Source organism: Achromobacter aloeverae (assembly GCF_004121055.1).
Taxonomy (GTDB): Bacteria; Pseudomonadota; Gammaproteobacteria; order Burkholderiales; family Burkholderiaceae_B; genus Bordetella_C; species Bordetella_C aloeverae.
The window spans coordinates 165,633-181,020 of record NZ_PYAL01000010.1; the positions used below are offsets into that span (position 1 = coordinate 165,633).

19 protein-coding genes, 1 tRNA gene and 2 riboswitches are annotated in these 15,388 nt (G+C 62.3%); of the genes, 9 read left to right on the top strand and 11 right to left on the bottom strand.

Annotated elements, in window-relative coordinates; all coding sequences use genetic code 11:
- The first annotated feature begins 41 nt into the window (after positions 1–41).
- Positions 42–230, top strand: a complete 189-nt coding sequence (locus C7R54_RS28080; protein ID WP_129154215.1) for a hypothetical protein — start codon at positions 42–44, stop codon at positions 228–230.
- 13 nt (positions 231–243) lie between these two features.
- On the opposite strand, the gene C7R54_RS28085 is transcribed toward C7R54_RS28080, so the two are convergent.
- On the bottom strand, positions 244–825 hold the full coding sequence (locus C7R54_RS28085) for a DUF4142 domain-containing protein (protein WP_158021291.1): 582 nt from the start codon (positions 823–825) through the stop codon (positions 244–246).
- A gap of 133 nt (positions 826–958) precedes the next feature.
- Here C7R54_RS28085 and C7R54_RS28090 point away from each other — a divergent pair, with 133 nt between their 5' ends.
- From C7R54_RS28090 to C7R54_RS28105, 4 genes are all read left to right on the top strand, one after another.
- The gene (locus tag C7R54_RS28090) at positions 959–1,552 is read left to right on the top strand and encodes a diguanylate cyclase (RefSeq protein WP_129154217.1); all 594 of its coding nucleotides are present in this window, start codon (positions 959–961) and stop codon (positions 1,550–1,552) included.
- A 139-nt stretch (positions 1,553–1,691) separates the two neighbouring features.
- Positions 1,692–2,183 (top strand): YciE/YciF ferroxidase family protein, encoded by a 492-nt coding sequence (locus C7R54_RS28095; RefSeq protein WP_129154218.1) that lies wholly within the window; start codon positions 1,692–1,694, stop codon positions 2,181–2,183.
- 33 nt (positions 2,184–2,216) lie between these two features.
- Complete coding sequence (locus tag C7R54_RS28100) at positions 2,217–2,549, top strand: four-helix bundle copper-binding protein (RefSeq protein ID WP_129154219.1); 333 nt, start codon at positions 2,217–2,219, stop codon at positions 2,547–2,549.
- Positions 2,550–2,777: 228 nt separating this feature from the next.
- Positions 2,778–3,743 carry a Bug family tripartite tricarboxylate transporter substrate binding protein gene (locus C7R54_RS28105; RefSeq protein WP_129154220.1) on the top strand — a complete coding sequence of 322 codons (966 nt, stop codon included), beginning with the start codon at positions 2,778–2,780 and terminating at the stop codon, positions 3,741–3,743.
- 8 nt (positions 3,744–3,751) lie between these two features.
- On the opposite strand, the gene C7R54_RS28110 is transcribed toward C7R54_RS28105, so the two are convergent.
- Positions 3,752–4,411, bottom strand: coding sequence for a glutathione S-transferase (locus tag C7R54_RS28110; RefSeq protein ID WP_129154221.1), 660 nt, complete (start codon positions 4,409–4,411; stop codon positions 3,752–3,754).
- Between the two features lie 170 nt (positions 4,412–4,581).
- Between C7R54_RS28110 and C7R54_RS28115 the strand changes: the two genes are divergently transcribed.
- Both C7R54_RS28115 and C7R54_RS28120 read left to right on the top strand, forming a co-directional pair.
- On the top strand, positions 4,582–4,809 hold the full coding sequence (locus C7R54_RS28115) for an RNA-binding S4 domain-containing protein (RefSeq protein ID WP_129154222.1): 228 nt from the start codon (positions 4,582–4,584) through the stop codon (positions 4,807–4,809).
- Between the two features lie 2 nt (positions 4,810–4,811).
- Positions 4,812–5,384, top strand: a complete 573-nt coding sequence (locus tag C7R54_RS28120; RefSeq protein WP_129154223.1) for a restriction endonuclease — start codon at positions 4,812–4,814, stop codon at positions 5,382–5,384.
- A gap of 109 nt (positions 5,385–5,493) precedes the next feature.
- On the opposite strand, the gene C7R54_RS28125 is transcribed toward C7R54_RS28120, so the two are convergent.
- Positions 5,494–5,748, bottom strand: a complete 255-nt coding sequence (locus C7R54_RS28125) for a hypothetical protein (RefSeq protein ID WP_129154224.1) — start codon at positions 5,746–5,748, stop codon at positions 5,494–5,496.
- Positions 5,749–6,011: 263 nt separating this feature from the next.
- Here C7R54_RS28125 and C7R54_RS29015 point away from each other — a divergent pair, with 263 nt between their 5' ends.
- The gene (locus C7R54_RS29015; protein ID WP_192903759.1) at positions 6,012–6,167 is read left to right on the top strand and encodes a hypothetical protein; all 156 of its coding nucleotides are present in this window, start codon (positions 6,012–6,014) and stop codon (positions 6,165–6,167) included.
- Here C7R54_RS29015 and C7R54_RS28130 read toward each other — a convergent pair.
- From C7R54_RS28130 to C7R54_RS28150, 5 genes are all read right to left on the bottom strand, one after another.
- Entirely contained in the window at positions 6,164–7,093 is a 930-nt protein-coding gene (locus C7R54_RS28130) for an NAD-dependent epimerase/dehydratase family protein (protein ID WP_129154225.1), read from the bottom strand. The genes C7R54_RS29015 and C7R54_RS28130 overlap by 4 nt on opposite strands.
- Positions 7,094–7,101: 8 nt before the next feature.
- Positions 7,102–8,301: a glycine C-acetyltransferase gene (gene kbl, locus C7R54_RS28135; RefSeq protein WP_129154226.1), complete on the bottom strand. Its 1,200-nt coding sequence runs from the start codon at positions 8,299–8,301 to the stop codon at positions 7,102–7,104.
- A gap of 84 nt (positions 8,302–8,385) precedes the next feature.
- On the bottom strand, positions 8,386–9,369 hold the full coding sequence (locus C7R54_RS28140; protein WP_240039757.1) for a Bug family tripartite tricarboxylate transporter substrate binding protein: 984 nt from the start codon (positions 9,367–9,369) through the stop codon (positions 8,386–8,388).
- Positions 9,370–9,417: 48 nt separating this feature from the next.
- The gene (locus tag C7R54_RS28145) at positions 9,418–10,545 is read right to left on the bottom strand and encodes a mandelate racemase/muconate lactonizing enzyme family protein (RefSeq protein WP_192903760.1); all 1,128 of its coding nucleotides are present in this window, start codon (positions 10,543–10,545) and stop codon (positions 9,418–9,420) included.
- Between the two features lie 110 nt (positions 10,546–10,655).
- A complete protein-coding gene (locus C7R54_RS28150) occupies positions 10,656–11,570 on the bottom strand; it encodes a LysR substrate-binding domain-containing protein (RefSeq protein ID WP_129154228.1) in 915 nt (304 codons plus the stop codon).
- A gap of 217 nt (positions 11,571–11,787) precedes the next feature.
- A riboswitch (glycine riboswitch) is annotated at positions 11,788–11,876 on the top strand.
- A gap of 1 nt (position 11,877) precedes the next feature.
- Positions 11,878–11,960: riboswitch (glycine riboswitch) on the top strand.
- Positions 11,961–12,013: 53 nt separating this feature from the next.
- Between C7R54_RS28150 and C7R54_RS28155 the strand changes: the two genes are divergently transcribed.
- Positions 12,014–13,261 carry a D-amino acid dehydrogenase gene (locus C7R54_RS28155; protein WP_129154229.1) on the top strand — a complete coding sequence of 416 codons (1,248 nt, stop codon included), beginning with the start codon at positions 12,014–12,016 and terminating at the stop codon, positions 13,259–13,261.
- A 50-nt stretch (positions 13,262–13,311) separates the two neighbouring features.
- On the opposite strand, the gene C7R54_RS28160 is transcribed toward C7R54_RS28155, so the two are convergent.
- From C7R54_RS28160 to C7R54_RS28170, 3 genes are all read right to left on the bottom strand, one after another.
- Positions 13,312–13,385, bottom strand: a tRNA-Cys gene (locus C7R54_RS28160).
- Between the two features lie 135 nt (positions 13,386–13,520).
- Positions 13,521–14,312: a helix-turn-helix domain-containing protein gene (locus C7R54_RS28165; RefSeq protein WP_129154230.1), complete on the bottom strand. Its 792-nt coding sequence runs from the start codon at positions 14,310–14,312 to the stop codon at positions 13,521–13,523.
- 116 nt (positions 14,313–14,428) lie between these two features.
- Positions 14,429–15,364: a LysR family transcriptional regulator gene (locus tag C7R54_RS28170; protein ID WP_129154314.1), complete on the bottom strand. Its 936-nt coding sequence runs from the start codon at positions 15,362–15,364 to the stop codon at positions 14,429–14,431.
- Between the last annotated feature and the right edge of the window lie 24 nt (positions 15,365–15,388).

The window sequence follows — 15,388 nt, forward strand, 5'->3', positions numbered from 1 at the left end:
AAAACGCGACCCCAAAAAGTGCAACTTCCAAGGAGGCTGTCATGGCTGCCCAGCATCGCAAACCCGACAACCCGGATGTATTGGGTACTGATCCTATCGTTCCCGGCATGATGCCCGATCCGTTGCCGGAGGACCCCGACGTCTACCCCGCGGACAAGGAAAATCCTCCCCCGAAGGAGGACGTGGATGAGCAGAAGGCAAAGAATATCGGCCCGATCGATCTGGCGTGATCGCCGGCGCCGTTCAACGAGGCGTGTCCGGACGTCCGGCCGGCGCGCGCATCACCCGCGCTTCGAGGGCCCGGCCCTCGCTCAAATGCGCTTCCAGCTTGGGCAATGTTTCCGTGGCGAAGTCCTTGACGTCCTGATCCTTGGACCGCTTGGTGGCCTGGTCGAACAGGTTGACCGCGTCGTGGTTCGCCGTGGCGCCCATGCGCTGTATGTACTTGCTGTCGAAACTGGTGTCCGACACGTCTAGCGTCTTCAACTCGAACTTCTGCTCGATGGATGGCTCGCTGGGCAGATCGTAGCCCTTGGTGACGGCCAGCCTGGTGAGCGCCGCGTTGATCGCGGCATGATCCTGGATCATCTTGTCGGCATAGGCCTTGATGTCCGGGCTGCGTGATTTCTGCGGGGCCATCTTGGCTGCCTGGATTTCGAACAGGCCGGAACGCATGGCGTTCTCCAGGAAACCCTGGTCGTCCTTGTCGAGCTGGGTATGTTGCGGCTTGGCGCTGCCGGGCGGCAGCTGGGCGAGCGCGGGCGAGGGCGCCGGTGCAAGTAGGTAGCAAGCGAGCAATATCAGGCCGGCGGGCGTGATGCGCATGGCGTATCTCCTGGGAACGTTGCCCATGGGGGTCGCCCTGGGCCGCGCAAGGGAGGTGCCATGCATGAGTAGTTGCGTTCCTGGCCCTTCCCGTCGCTTTCTTCCAGCGGCAGTATCCACGAGGGAGACAGAAATGTCCGACAGTGCAACGCTTGCCAACGACCCCGTTCTTGCGCTTCTGCTGTATCTGGTGCTGCCGCTATGGTTGCTGGCGGGCTTCGCGGATTGGTTGTGCCACCGTCGCAGCGATATCGCTCACACGGCCGGTATGCGCGAATCGCTGCTGCACCTTCTCATGTTCAGTGAAATTGCCGTGCCGCTATTGGCCTGCCTGTTCCTGGAAATCAACGCGTCGGTATTCCTGCTGATCGTGGTGTGTTTTTTTCTGCATGAGGCGACGGCCTTATGGGACGTCAGCTATGCGGGACGCCGGCGGCGCATCACGACCTTCGAGCAGCACGTCCACAGTTTCCTGGAAATCCTGCCGTTGGCGGCCACGCTGTTGCTCGCGGTCCGGCATTGGGGCCAGTTCCTCGCCATGTGGGGGCTGGGACAGGAGACCGCCGAATGGCGTCTTCGGATGAAGGCCGATCCCCTGCCCGCGGCGGAAGTCATAGGCATCCTGGCCGCCGCGGTCGTGATGGAGATCATTCCCTACCTGGAGGAGTTGTGGCGGGGATGGCAGGCAGGCCGGGGCGCCCGTCGGCGCGGGGCCGCGCCCGGCTGAGGGGCCGACGGACGTTACACGGCGTGCATGCTCCGCCGCGGCATACTGGTTGCTGACCCCGCACCGAGCCGCGGAATTCCTCCGGCTGTTCATCGCACCCTTGTGCCTCTCGCATACTCCCATTGACCAGGAGATTTGTATGACTGCCAAAACCCTAGAAGACCTTTTCGTGCATGCCCTATCGGATGTGTATAGCGCGGAGAAACAGATCGTGAAGGCCTTGCCGGGGCTACGCCGCGCGGCTACCGATCCCCAGCTGGCCGAAGCATTCACCCAGCATCTGGAGGAAACCCAAGGCCAGATCGAGCGCATCGACCAGGTGGTCGAGGAAACCGGCCTCAAGCTCAAACGCATGAAATGCGCGGCAATGGAGGGCCTGGTGGAAGAGGGCAAGGAAGTGATCGAGGAAATCGAGAAGGGTCCGGTCCTGGATGCCGCCTTGATTGCCGCCGCGCAGAAGGTCGAGCACTACGAAATCGCCACATACGGAACGCTGTGCGTGCTGGGCAAGTTGCTGAAAAAGCCGAAGGCGGTGGAGCTGTTGAAGGCGACACTGGCGGAAGAGAAATCGACGGACGAGAAACTTTCGAAGCTTGCCGAATCGGTGAACGCCGAGGCCCTGAACGCATAGCGGCATGGGGACCAGATCCCGGGAGATACGCCGATGACCGATCGTCGCTTTGGTGAATGCATACGCGCTTGCTACGCCTGCGCGGAGGCTTGCGACCGTTGCGCGGCGGCTTGCCTGGCCGAAGGGCATGCCGCCGAGATGGCGCGCTGCGTCGCACTCGATATCGAGTGCGGCGCGAGTTGCCGGTACGCGGCCGGCGTGATGGCCCGCGGCACCGAGTATGCGGAGCGCGCCTGCGCGCTGTGCGCTGAAGTCTGCAATGCTTGCGGCGCCGAGTGTGGGCGGCATGCCGAGGATCATTGCAAGCAGTGCGCGCAAGCCTGCCGCGCTTGCGCGGCGCTGTGTTCCGCCATGGCCGCGGTGTGAACCACGGGGTTGGGGGACGCCCCTGCGGGGCGTCTTCCCGCTGCCGGCATTCATTCCGGGCCGCTATAAACCTATTACCGCAAGGAAATTGTCCTCGCTTCCTTCCGAATCAATACTTCGGAAGCGCTGTCTGCTCCCCGGCGCGATGCCGCGTTACCAGGGAGCAGGATGGCCACGGACGCGTCCGCGACCACGCTAAAAACAGCCTGAAGGCGGAGCGAGACAAAAATGAAATTTCCGCATTTGCTGGCGGCGGGCCTCTTCGCCTGCCTGGGTCTGTCACATGGCCCTGCCGCGCAGGCCGGATGGCCGGGCGACCGGCCGATTACCCTGGTCGTCCCCTTTCCGCCCGGCGGATCCACCGACATGATAGGCCGGTTGCTGGCCTCCACCCTGGGCAAGCAACTGAACCAGACCGTGGTCGTCGACAACCGCGCCGGGGCCGGCGGCACGCTGGGCGCGGCCTATGTCGCGCGCGCCAAGCCGGACGGCTACACGCTGTTCCTGGCCACGACGGCGCACACCATCGCGCCGGCCATCTACGACACGCTGGCCTACGATTTCATCAAGGATTTTGTCCCCGTCACCACCGTGGCCTCCTTGCCGCATGTCCTGATCGCCAATTCCGCCTTCCCCGTCAACTCCGTTCCGGAGTTGATCCAGTATGCCAAGACGCATCCTGGCGAGGTCAACTTCGGCTCCGCCGGCATAGGCAGCACCGATCACCTGTCGATGGAACTGTTCGCCCGCAGCGCCGGCATCAAGATGGAGCACGTGCCTTACAAGGGCGACGAACCCATGCTCACCGACCTGCTGGGCGGGCGGCTGGAGGTTGCGATGCCGCCCAGCGGCATCGTGCTCGGGCCCGTGCGTGCCCACAGCGTCAAGGCCCTCGCGGTGAGCAGCCCCCAGCCCAGCGCCTATTTCCCCGGTCTGCCGTCCATTGCGAAAGCCGCGCATCTTCCTGATTACGCGTTCAAGACGTGGTACGCCCTGATGGTGCCGGCGGGCACGCCGGCGGATGTCCAGGCCAGGCTTTATCAGGGCGTGACGGCGGCGCTGAAGACGCCCGACATGCAGAAGGGCTTGCAGACCATCAGCGCGGAGCCGGGAGGCGAGCCGTCGAAGGACGTGGCTGATGCCATCGTCCAGCAGACGCGGCAGTGGCGCGAGATACTGAAGTCCGATAAATAGCCCGGTATTCAGTTTCTGGGGAACGGTATGCCTGGCGTGCCGGGCGTCCAGGCGGGGTATTTGCCCATGATCAGGCTGAAGAGGGGGCTCTTGACGAAAGCGTCCAGCCAGCGCGCCAGACCGGACCAGGCCTGGGCGCCGAACCAGGCGGCGTCGGTTTGGGCGAACTGGCGTACGAAGGGAGCGATCGCCATGTCCGCCAGGGTGGGCCTTCTTCCGAACAAATGCGGGGAGACCGCCAGGCGGGTTTCAAGGGCCGCCAGGTAGGCGGCGCCAGCGGCCCGGTGAGCCAATGGATCGGTGCCGGGATAGCGGTCCGGATACTTATAACGGTCGAGGTCGGACTTGAATGCGCCGTCGCATTGCGCGATCAGTTCCGCCATGGCCGTGGGTGATTCCCGTTCCGGGGCCAGCCAGCCTTCGGGATCGTGGCGGTCCAGCGCCCAGTGCATGATGTCCAGGCTCTGGTCGATCACCTGTCCGGCGGGCAGGACCAGCACGGGGACGGTTCCTTTCGGCGATGCTTCCAGCAATGCCGCGGGCTTGTCGCGCAACACGACTTCACGCAGTTCGCAACGTAGGCCGCTGGTCGCCAGCGCGAGCCTGGCGCGCATCGCGTAGGGGCAGCGCCTGAAGGAATAGAGGATGGGGACAGGGGACGTGGACATGTGCTGAAGGAGCCAGGGGATCGGCCTACTTTTACCATCTGCGCGGTGCCGGCGTCGGTCGGGCATCACCATCCGCATCGGGATCGGCGGCGCGCGTACACTACGCCCACGCCCCGGCGCCTTTCCAGCCGCGCGGCCGTTTACGTTTGGGCCCTCGCTGGTCATTTCCCATGCAAACCATAGAATTCGATCTCGCGCCTGGCGCGTCCTACATAGAAGTGAACCAGTTGCTCAAGGCCACGGGCATCAGCGACAGCGGCGGCGCTGGCAAGGCCATGGTGGCGGACGGCATGGTCCGTGTGGACGGCGTGGTGGAGACGCGCAAGACGGCGAAAATCCGGGCGGGCCAGACGGTGACGTGCGCGGACGTGCGGATCGTCGTTCGGACGGCGGACTAAGCATGAAACTCAAGGCCTTGAACGACTCCGTCTTCGGCGCGCTGCTACGTTCGCCGTGGTGGATAAGCGCCGGCATCGCCTTGGTTTTCGTCGTCGGGGCGATCTCGGCCTTGCCGCCGACGTATTGGGCGGTCGGCGTATTCGGCTCGGTGCCGTTCGCGGTCATCGCCATCCTGGCCGCCTGGCGTCAACTGCGCGCGCCGTCCGCCAGCCAAGTGGAAACGGTCGCCGCGGCCATGGCGGGCATGCCCTGGTCGGCGTTCGCCGGCGCCGTCCAGGCGGGGTTCGAGCGCGACGGCTGCCAGGTCGAGCGCCTGAGCGGCGGCGCCGACTTCGCATTGACCAAGGGAGGTCATGTCGCGCTGGTCAGCGCCAAGCGCTGGAAGGCTGCCCGCACGGGTGTCGAGCCAGTCCGGGAGCTGCAAGCCGCCCGTGAAAGACGCGGCGCACGGGAAGCCATCTACATCGCCCTGGGGGATATCTCGCCGTCCGCGCGGGACTATGCCGCGAAAAACGGCATCGCCTTCATGACGGCGCCGGAGCTGGCAAAGCTGTTGCGCGGCCTGAAGGCCTGAGCGCGTTGGCAACGCGGCGGGGTGTCCGGCGCCGCGGCCGGATGCCTCGGCGTCAACGGCCAGGAGGCTTGGGCCACGGCCAAGGGATCGTCATCCGGCGACTTCCCCATCATCCAATCATCAGTTTTGCCAGCGCCGCGCCGCTGGCGAATGCTGCCCCGATGGCGACCATCGGGTACCAGGCACGCTCGCGGATCATCTTGGAGGCTTCCGCGTTCAGCTTGCGAGTCTCCGCGATCAGCTTCATGTTCTCCGATATCATCTTCGAGACCTCCGCCTCGAGCTTGACGATGTCCAAGGTCATTTCCATTGTTGCGTCCTTACGGGTTTGCGGAACTGGTCCGGTGGCGCCGTTTTCATCCATGCTCAGGGCATCCACGCCTCATGCGCCGTCTCGCAAGGGATTTTCCACGCGCCGCCAGACAGGCTCCGATAGGTCGCGCGCCGGTTCGGGGAGTTCCTTGTTTCCATAGGATGGCAAGGTCTCGGTCGCGTGGCCTGGTGCGCTGATGGCAGCCAGGGGAGGGGCCAGGATCGACGTATTTGCTAACGGTTACGTTTGAACACGTCGCCCTATCACTCCACCGTTACACTTCACAGCCTTACGCGAACCTGTGGAGACAACCCGTGCGGCTATTACTATCCTTGGCTATCCTGACCAGCCTGCTCTCCGGCTGTGCCGTCTATACGCCCAGCGGCGCCGTGGTCGTCGATCCGCACGGCGGCGGCGGGGGTGGTGGCGGTTTCTGTCCCCCGGGCCAAGCCAAGAAAGGCAACTGCTAAGACGAAAGGTTGGCCAGCATGTTCTCGACGATCTGCGCCAGTTGCAGCCTTGGTAGCCAACCCCAGTCCTCGCTGGCGCGGCTGCCGTCGATCGAGTTCGGCCAACCCTGCGCAATGGCCTGACGGAAATCCGGTGCGTACTTCATATCAAAACCCGGGACGTGCTTTTGAATCTCCGCCGCTATCTGCCCCGGGGTGAAACTGACGCCAGCCAGGTTGTAGCTGCCACGTTCGGTGATTGCGGAGGCGGGCGCTTCCATCAGCTCGATGGTCGCGCGAACTGCGTCTTCCATATGCAGCATCGGCAACTCTTCGTCTTCAGCAAGAAAGCACTTGTAGGTGTCGCCCCTCAGCGCGGCATGGAAAATTTCGATCGCATAGTCGGTCGTACCTCCGCCAGGACGCGTCTTGAAAGAGATAAGTCCCGGGTAGCGGATGCTGCGCACATCCACATGGTGCTTCTCGAAATACCAGCGGCACCATCCTTCGCCCGCAAGCTTGGAGATGCCGTAGACGGTTGACGGCTCCATTACGGTCTTTTGCGGGGTTGCGTCCGCCGGCGTCGTAGGCCCGAATGCCGCAATCGAACTTGGCCAGAATATCCTTTCAAGCTTGAATTTCCGTGCCGTTTCCAGAACGTTCAACAGTCCGGCCATGTTGAGGTTCCAGGCCCAGTGTGGCGACGTTTCACCCGTCGCCGAGAGCGCGGCGGCCAGGTGGTATATTTGCGTCACGCCGTGCCGCTTGACGATCGCGTCAAGTTGCCCAGCATCCGTGACATCCAGCAGTTCATGGGTGATATGCGGATGGCGGCTGTTCGGAACGATATCCGTCGTTATAACGTTCGAGCTGCCATGGCGGTGCGCCAATGCCAGCGACAGCTCGGTACCTAGCTGGCCATTGGCGCCAGTGATAAGAATCTTCATTGTTCGACTCAAACTATTTTCAGTTCGGTGCCTGCTTGCCTGAAGGCCGCAAGCGCACGCCTTAAGTCGTCTGCCGTGTGCAGGGCGCTGAGTTGTACGCGGATGCGTGCCTGTCCCTGCGGGACGACGGGGTAGGAAAATGCAGTAACGTAGACGCCGAGCTCCAACAGACGTCGGGCAAAGTGCTGCGCACGGGCAGCGTCGTGGATCATCACCGGCACGATCGGATGCGTGCCTGGCTTTACTTCAAAGCCGGATGTCACGATCTCCGTTCGGAAATGGCATGTATTCTGCTCCAGGGTGTCGCGCAGCCGGGTATCGGCTTCGAGCAGGTCGAGAACTTTCAAGGTGGCGCCGACGATCACAGGCGACAAGGTATTGGAGAAGAGATACGGTCTGGACCGCTGGCGCAGCATTGCTACCATTTCATGCCGCGCGGCGGTAAACCCTCCAGACGCGCCGCCCAGGGCCTTGCCCAAGGTGCCGGTAATGATGTCGACCTTGCCGAAGACCTCACGGAATTCGTGGGTGCCGCGACCGGTCTTGCCCACAAACCCCGTGGCGTGCGAGTCGTCTATTCCCAACAGGGCGCCGAATTCATCGCAAAGGCTACGTATGCTGTCAAGCCGCGCGATGGTTCCGTCCATGGAGAAAACCCCGTCGGTGAAAACCAGTATGTGTTTTGCGCCTTCCGATGCGGCGTGTTCGAGTTGGCGCCGCAAATCGCTGATGTCATCATGGCGGTAGCGGTAACGTTTGGCCTTGGATAGGCGGATGCCGTCGATGATGGATGCGTGATTGAGCTCGTCGCTTACGATGGCATCATCAGGTCCGAGAAGTGTTTCGAACAAGCCGCCATTGGCGTCGAAAGCGGAGCCATACAGAATGGCGTCCTCGGTGCCAAGGAAAATCGCGAGACGTTCCTCCAGGGTGCGATGGATATCCTGCGTGCCGCAGATGAACCGTACCGAGCTTAAACCGTAGCCCCTGGAATCGAGCGCCAGGTGCGCCGCGGCGATGACATCCGGGTGCGAAGACAGGCCAAGATAATTGTTCGCGCACAGGTTGATGACTTCCTTGCCACCTGTCAATGAAACGCGGCTGCCCTGGCGCGAGTTGATGACGCGCTCGTGTTTCGAGAGCCCCGCTTCGTCGATCTCGCGAAGCTGCTGGCTGAGAGAGCTGTAGAACTGATCCTTTGATGCCATGGGTCCTGCCGTTCTGGAAATAGTATCGATCAATATTTGGAGCGCGTTCTTGCGTGCGTGGCGCGGCCCGAAGGCTGGCTGGACTTAGTCGGCGGTGATGTGCGCTTCTGTCACGACGGCTTCCCATCGGGCGCGCTCCGACTTGATCAAGGCTTCGAATTGCGCCGTGGTCTGGGGCGTCGCTGCGCTTCCCATTTCGTCGTAACGCCTGATCACTTCCGGATCCTCAAGGATCTGATTGATCGTGGCATTCAACTTTCCGACAATGGCATCAGGCAGGCCTTTCGGACCGACGACGCCACCCCAGGTCTCCATTTGCGCGGCCGGTACGCCAGCCTCGGCGATCGTGGGAACGTCGGGCAACATCGGTGAACGTTTAGGTCCTGTTATCGCCAATGCGCGCACGCGGCCGGCCTTCGCCTGAGGACCAAGGGATGTCAGATTACTGATCATCATCTGGATCTGCCCGCTTGCAAGATCCGCCTCGCCGAATGGGGCGCTTTTATAGGGCACATGTTCAATCTGGATGCCGGTGCTCTGGGCGAACAGCGCCGTCACGACGTGCAGTGACGTACCCGTGCCGCTCGAACCGTAAAACACGGCATGGGGATGTGCCTTGGCATAAGTGACGAGGTCTGCGACCGAGTGCACGGGCAGCTTCGGATTCACGGCCAGGAGGTTGGGTTGCGTGAACATCTTCGCGATAGGGATAAGATCCTCCGGCCGGTACGGGGTCTTCGCAGCGGTCAACTCACCGACGAGGATCGCCAGGTTATGCATACCTATCGTGTAGCCGTCGGGCTTGGCCTTCGCAATGGAATCCAGGCCTATCGCACCGGACGCTCCAGGCTTGTTCAAAACGATGACGGGTTGGCCCAGGCGCTTCGTCATTTCGGCGGTCAACACGCGGGTCAATACATCAGCCGCGCCGCCGGCTACCGCGGGGACGACGAATGTGATCGGCCTGTCCGGATACTCCGCCTGTGCTGACTCGGCAGCCATGGAGCCGCCGAACAGGACCAGGATTGCGACTGCGGCACGGCATAGCGATGCATATTTTCTTTTCATGTTTTTCCCCTTGAAAAAGACGTCGGTAAAAGTCGACGGGCTGGAGACTCAGCTCTTCGCTGCCGTCCTCGTGAAATCGCAGCAGAGCGGACGCAGTGCGTCTTCGTCGATGCGTATGCCCAGACCCGGCTGGTCGGATACACGGTAAAAGTCATCCTCGATCTCCGGCCCCGACTTTACGAACTGCTTGCGGGTCGGGGGATTGTCGTTTTCGTAGGATTCCTGGATGACGAAGTTCGTCAGTACGGCCGACAACGTCACCGTTGCGGCGATCGCGACCGGACCGTGGGGGTTGTGCGGTACGACGCCGATTGAATAGACCTCGGCGGCGTGGCCTATCTTCACGGCTTCCGTCAGGCCGCCAACACGAATGATGGAGGGTTGCACCAGGCCAACCGCCTGTTTCTCGATGATCTCGGCGAATTGCTTGCGCGAGTGGAGACGTTCGCCGAAGGCAATCCGCGCTCGTGTGGCGGTGCCCAGGCGTGCGAACGCATCCGCGCTCTGGTATTCCGTCGGCTCTTCGACGAATAACAGATTGCAGTCAGCGACTCCTGAGCAGAACTCCGCGGCGGACGCCCAGTCCAGCCGCCGCCATATGTCAACCATCAGGCCCGTATCGGGACCTAGCGCCAGGCGAACCGCCTTGACCTCGGCGATCGCCCTGCGCACATCGTGCGCGGAAATTCGATATTGAAAGTTATCCGGGGTTCCAAACGGATACCACTTGAGCGTCCTCCCACCCCGCTCAATTGCCGCTTTGGCTTTTTGAATCAGGTCGTCCGTATTCTTGTATCCGGCCCACCACTGGTTGAGGTAGACCCGCACCTTGTCCCTGACAGCGCCGCCGAGCAATTTGTGCACGGGTAAGCCGTAGGCCTTCCCGGTGATATCCCACAGTGCCTGGTCGATGGCGGCGAGCGCTGCCCTGCTGCTGGCGCCGTCCCCCCAAAATACCTGCTCCTTGAGCGTGGCCCAATGCTTCTCGATGGTGGTGGGATCCTGGCCTGCGATGGCGCGAAACCCTTCCTTGACGCCGGCGATGACGGATGGCCATCTATGGTCCAGCGTTGCCTCGCCGAACCCCACGGTACCGTCATCGGTTTCGATGGCGATCATCACATAGTGCTTGTTCGCGTTGGGGTGAACATAGGTACGCAGTTCAGAAATCTTCATATGCCGGCTCATAGAAAATCAGTTGGAAGGCGCCGTTTAACGGACGGCGCTGGATCCCGGAAATTCTATGGGCCTTGCAAGGGGGTATCTATGGCAGGCAGGTCATGGACTTATCCATCGATGACATGCTTTTTCGCGCGCTCGTTGGCATTGGAAAGGAAGCGCAGTGCCTCCAGGGCGGGCTTGCCCAGGCGCGTGTCGCTCATCGCCGTCGCGTAAACGGTGTAGGCCAGCCCGGGTCGTAGAGCGACCACCACCCCGCCGCGTTGGCGGTGGTGTTCCCCGGTCAGGGGGTCGACGATGGCGACGCCCATGCCGCGAAGCGCAAGTTCGCTTGCCGTGTGAGAAGCGGAAACTTCGATCTTCGAATTCGGTTGCACGCCATGTGCGGAAAAGAGGGCATCGAGTCTCCTTTGGAAGGAGTCGGTGAGTCCGATGAGGGGAATGCCCGCCAATTGCTGCGGAGTGATGGATGACTTGCAAGGGGGCAGCCATTTGCTGGTCCCCACGCATACGCAATCTCCCGAGAATTCCGCCACGGTCTCGAGCTCGCCGCTGGCGACGATGTCGGCGGTTATCCCGATATCGGCCTGACGATTCAGGACATGGCGCCAGACGTCCATGTACGAAGCGATTCTGACGCTGACGGCCACATCGGGGAAGGCGACGCTGAGATGTTCCATCAGTTGTGGAATCGTCGAGTTTCCTACCGATGGGATTACGCAGAGGGACAGGCGGCCAAGACGCTGCGATCGCAGTTGCGCCGAGAACTTGGCGATCTCGTCCATTCCCAGGAAAGACTGCTGGACTTTTTCCATCAGCGCGTGTGCTTCCGCGGTTGGCTTTACCGTCCGCCCCGATTTGAGAAACAGGGGGAAACCCACGATTTTTTGGAGATCGGTCAAGACGCGGCTCATTGACGGCTGTGGAATACCCAATGCCTCGGCGCCCGCGCTTATTCCGCCATGCATGATCGCCGCCCTGAAGACTTCGATCATCCGATGCGTGATCACTCCTTTTGCCATCTCATATCACCTTCGTGGATTCGCTTCGCGCGGTGCCAGCAACGCTGCATCGACTTGCACTGAAGTCTATGGGGATAGGCTGTTCCAGTCCAACCTCTTCTTCCAGCGGGAACAATGGTTTTAGGGTTTCCCCCGGGTGTTAAGTTGCGTGGGGCCGCGTTAGATTTCGGCCTTCGATAGACGTCGCCATTGCGCCATGTCTATCGAGGCGTCCGTATGCGGACGCGCGGAAGAGTTCGACTTTGCGTCGACGCCGAAGGAGCAACCGCCCCGGAAACTCTCAGGCAAAAGGACCGCGCGACCAGGACAATCTGGAGAGCGACGCAATGCGTCCACCGAAGGGGAACCGCCTGCATGGTGGTCGAAACTCTCAGGTCACAGGACAGATGGGGCGTCATTGCCATATGGCAATGGCCCCCGCAACGCTGTCGACTGGAGGGCTCATGCCCCACATTGCCATCATTGGCGCCGGTATCACCGGCGTCACTTCCGCCTATGCCTTGAATTCCCTGGGCTATGACGTCACTGTCGTGGACCGCAATCGATATGCGGCCATGGAGACGTCTTTCGCCAACGGCGGGCAGCTTTCCGCCAGTAATGCGGAGGTCTGGAATAGCACCGCTACGCTCGTCAAGGCGCTGGGCTGGATGTGCCGGCGCAATGCGCCATTATTGGTGAACCCGTCGCCTGGCTGGCACAAGTATTCATGGTTCGCCGAATTCATGGGGCAGATCAGGAACCATCGGGTGCATACGATGGATACGACGCGGCTAGCTATCGAGGCGCGCGAGCATCTATACGCCATCGCGCGCGATGAAGGCATAGATTTTGATCTTGAGCGCCGTGGCATCTTGCACATTTATCACGATGCCCGTTCTTTCGCGGCTGCACAGCGGGGGCACGAATTGATGCTGGCCGCGGGGTTGGAGCGTTATGCGGTGACGCCGAGCGAGATACGCGATATCGAACCTTCTCTTGATGGTCATTACCATGCGGGCTTCTACACGCCTTCGGATGCTTCGGGGGACATCCATAAATTTACTCGCGGCCTTTCGATGGCTTGCGAACGGCGGGGAGTGCGGTTCCTGATGAATACGGTCGTTGATCGGGTGAAACGGCAGGTGGCACGCCATGAGTTGCATTTGGTGGACGATAGCGGGCGGGACGCAGGCGTTATTGAAACCGATGCCGTGGTGGTTTGCGCCGGCGTGGGCAGCCGTCGCGTGGCGGCAATGTTCGGCGATCGGGTAAACATTTATCCGGTCAAGGGCTACTCGATTACCGTGCATCTGGACGACGCGGATCCGGAGGCGTCCGCGCCGCGTGTGAGCTTGCTGGACGAGGCCGCGAAGATCGTGACCAGCAGATTGGGTGCGCGGTTCCGTGTTGCGGGTACGGCCGAGTTCAATGGTGAAAATCGCGATATCAGGGCGGATCGAATCCAGCCTCTTATCGATTGGACCCGGCGTACCTTTTCGCGCATGCCCACGGATCGCGTCGTGCCGTGGGCCGGGCTGCGGCCAATGATGCCCAGCATGATGCCGTGCGTCGGCAAGGGGCGGCAGGACGGCGTGTTCTACAACACGGGGCATGGGCACTTGGGGTGGACGCTGTCCGCCGCAACCGCGCAGTGCCTTGCAGGCATCGTGGCGCAAGCGGTTCCTAATCCGCGGCCGGTACCGGTTGCGTAGTCCGCGCGCAGCAAGGAAAAGGCTCCCCTTTTGGAGAGCCTTGGAAATCTTGGAGGCGCAAGCCGGAATCGAACCGACGTACACGGATTTGCAATCCGCTGCATAACCACTCTGCCATTGCGCCAGCAGGCCGGGAATTGCTCCCGTTGTGCTCTAAGACCCCGTCCATTAGGATGGAGTCGAGCAAGCCCGCTATTCTACACCATCTTTGCGGCGCCTATCCAGTCCCCCTCGAATCCAGGGGAGATGCCCGAATCGCCTATTGGCAGGACAAGGTCCGCAGCGCTTGCAGGTCCCGGAGCGCGACGTGCTTCTGGCGGACGCTGATCCAGCCCTGGGCCTGGAACTTGGACAGGGTGCGGCTGACGGTTTCCAGCTTCATGCCCAGGTGATTGCCGATATCTTCGCGGGTCATGCGCAGGTGGAACTCGGACGCGGAATAGCCGCGCGCGGACAGCTTGTTCGACATGCCGACCAGGAAGGAAGCCAGGCGCTCGTCGGCGGACATGCGGCCCAGCAGCATGAAGAAACGCTGCTCTCGCACGATCTCGGCGCTCATGACGCGCAGCAGATGATGCTGGGTGGCGGCCGCCTGGCGGCAACGCTGTTCGAGCATATCGAAGGGGATGATGCAGACCTGGGTATCTTCCAGCGCAATGGCGTCGCAGGCGTGGCGGCCAGTATCGATGCCATCCATGCCCAGCAGGTCCCCCACGCCGGGGAAGCCGCAGATCTGCTCGCGGCCTTCGCTGTGGAACAGCACGGTCTTCAGCGAGCCGGACACCACCGCGTACAAATGACCGAATACATCGCCGGTGCGGTACAGCGGCTGCCCGCGCCGGATCATCCGCCAACCCGATGCCAGGGATGCGCCGTCCGCCAACATCTGCTCGCAGCTCTCGGCTTCCAGGCAGGCCGGTTGTAGCGCGCAGCTGGTGCAGCGTGGGCCGCCGCGGGTGCGCAGCATGTCGTCAGGCCGACGCGGCAGGACCGGCGACTGTGCGATGGCGATCGGCGCGCGGGACGAGCTGGACGCTGAGGGGGGCTGCATGAGGAACTCCAGGTGGGCGACGTTGACAACGAGATTGTCGACGCCCGCGCCGCCGCGCGCTATCGGGGGACGGCGCGAAAGGATGACAGGAGTGGCTTACGTTTGTAGGGGGATTCCTACAAGACGGAGTGTGGATAAGCCGCCTGGCACAGCGCCAATACTTCCGCACGGAACCAGCGCTGCGCCGGATCGTGATCCAGGCGCGGATGCCAGATCGCACAGACGTTGAAGTCGGGGAGTTCCAGCGGCAATGCCAGGACCTCGACACCGATGGCTTGCGCGTAATCCGGCACGAAGGTATTGCCCACGCAGGAATGCGGGATGACAGCAAGCAAGTCCGAGCGATGGACGAGTTGCATCGCACTTAAATAGGATGGGACCACCACCGGAAGCTTGCGCACTAGACTGGAGGATTCCAGCGCCGCATCGAACGGGTTTTCCGCGACCCCGGTCCGCGTAACCATCACGTGCGGGTACTCCGCCCAGTTTTCCTTGCTCACGCCGCGCTTGCGCAGGAGAGGATGGCCGCGGCGGCAAATGCCAATATAGCGGTCCCGGAATAGCACCCGGGTGCGGACTTCCGGGGCCGAGGCCCTGGCGGTACCGACCTCCAGGTCGATCGCGCCGTCCCGCAGCGGTTGCGCGTTCCAATCCGGCTTAGGCGCGAAGCGCAACTGCACGCCAGGGGCCGCCCGCTGGACGCGCTCCAGCAAGGCCATCCCGAGCAAATCGACAAAACCTTCGCCAGCACGTAGCGTGAAGCGTCGCGCTAGCGTGGCGATATCGAACTGATGCTCGGCGCGCCCCAGCGTCGCCGCCGCTTCGCGAGCCAGGGTGGGCACGCGCTGGCTCAGCTGCTCGCCGTAAGGCGTCAATACCAGCGATCGTCCAGCCTGCAAGAGCAGGCGGTCGCCTGTCGCCACGCGCAGCCGCGTCAGCGTGCGGCTCATGGCGGACACGCTGATCCCCAGGCGTCGTGCGGCTCCCGTGACGCTACGTTCGCTCAGTAGCGCGTCCAGCGCGGTCAGTAGATTCAGGTCCATGCGAGGCATCCACGCAGCATAAACGAAAAGCGC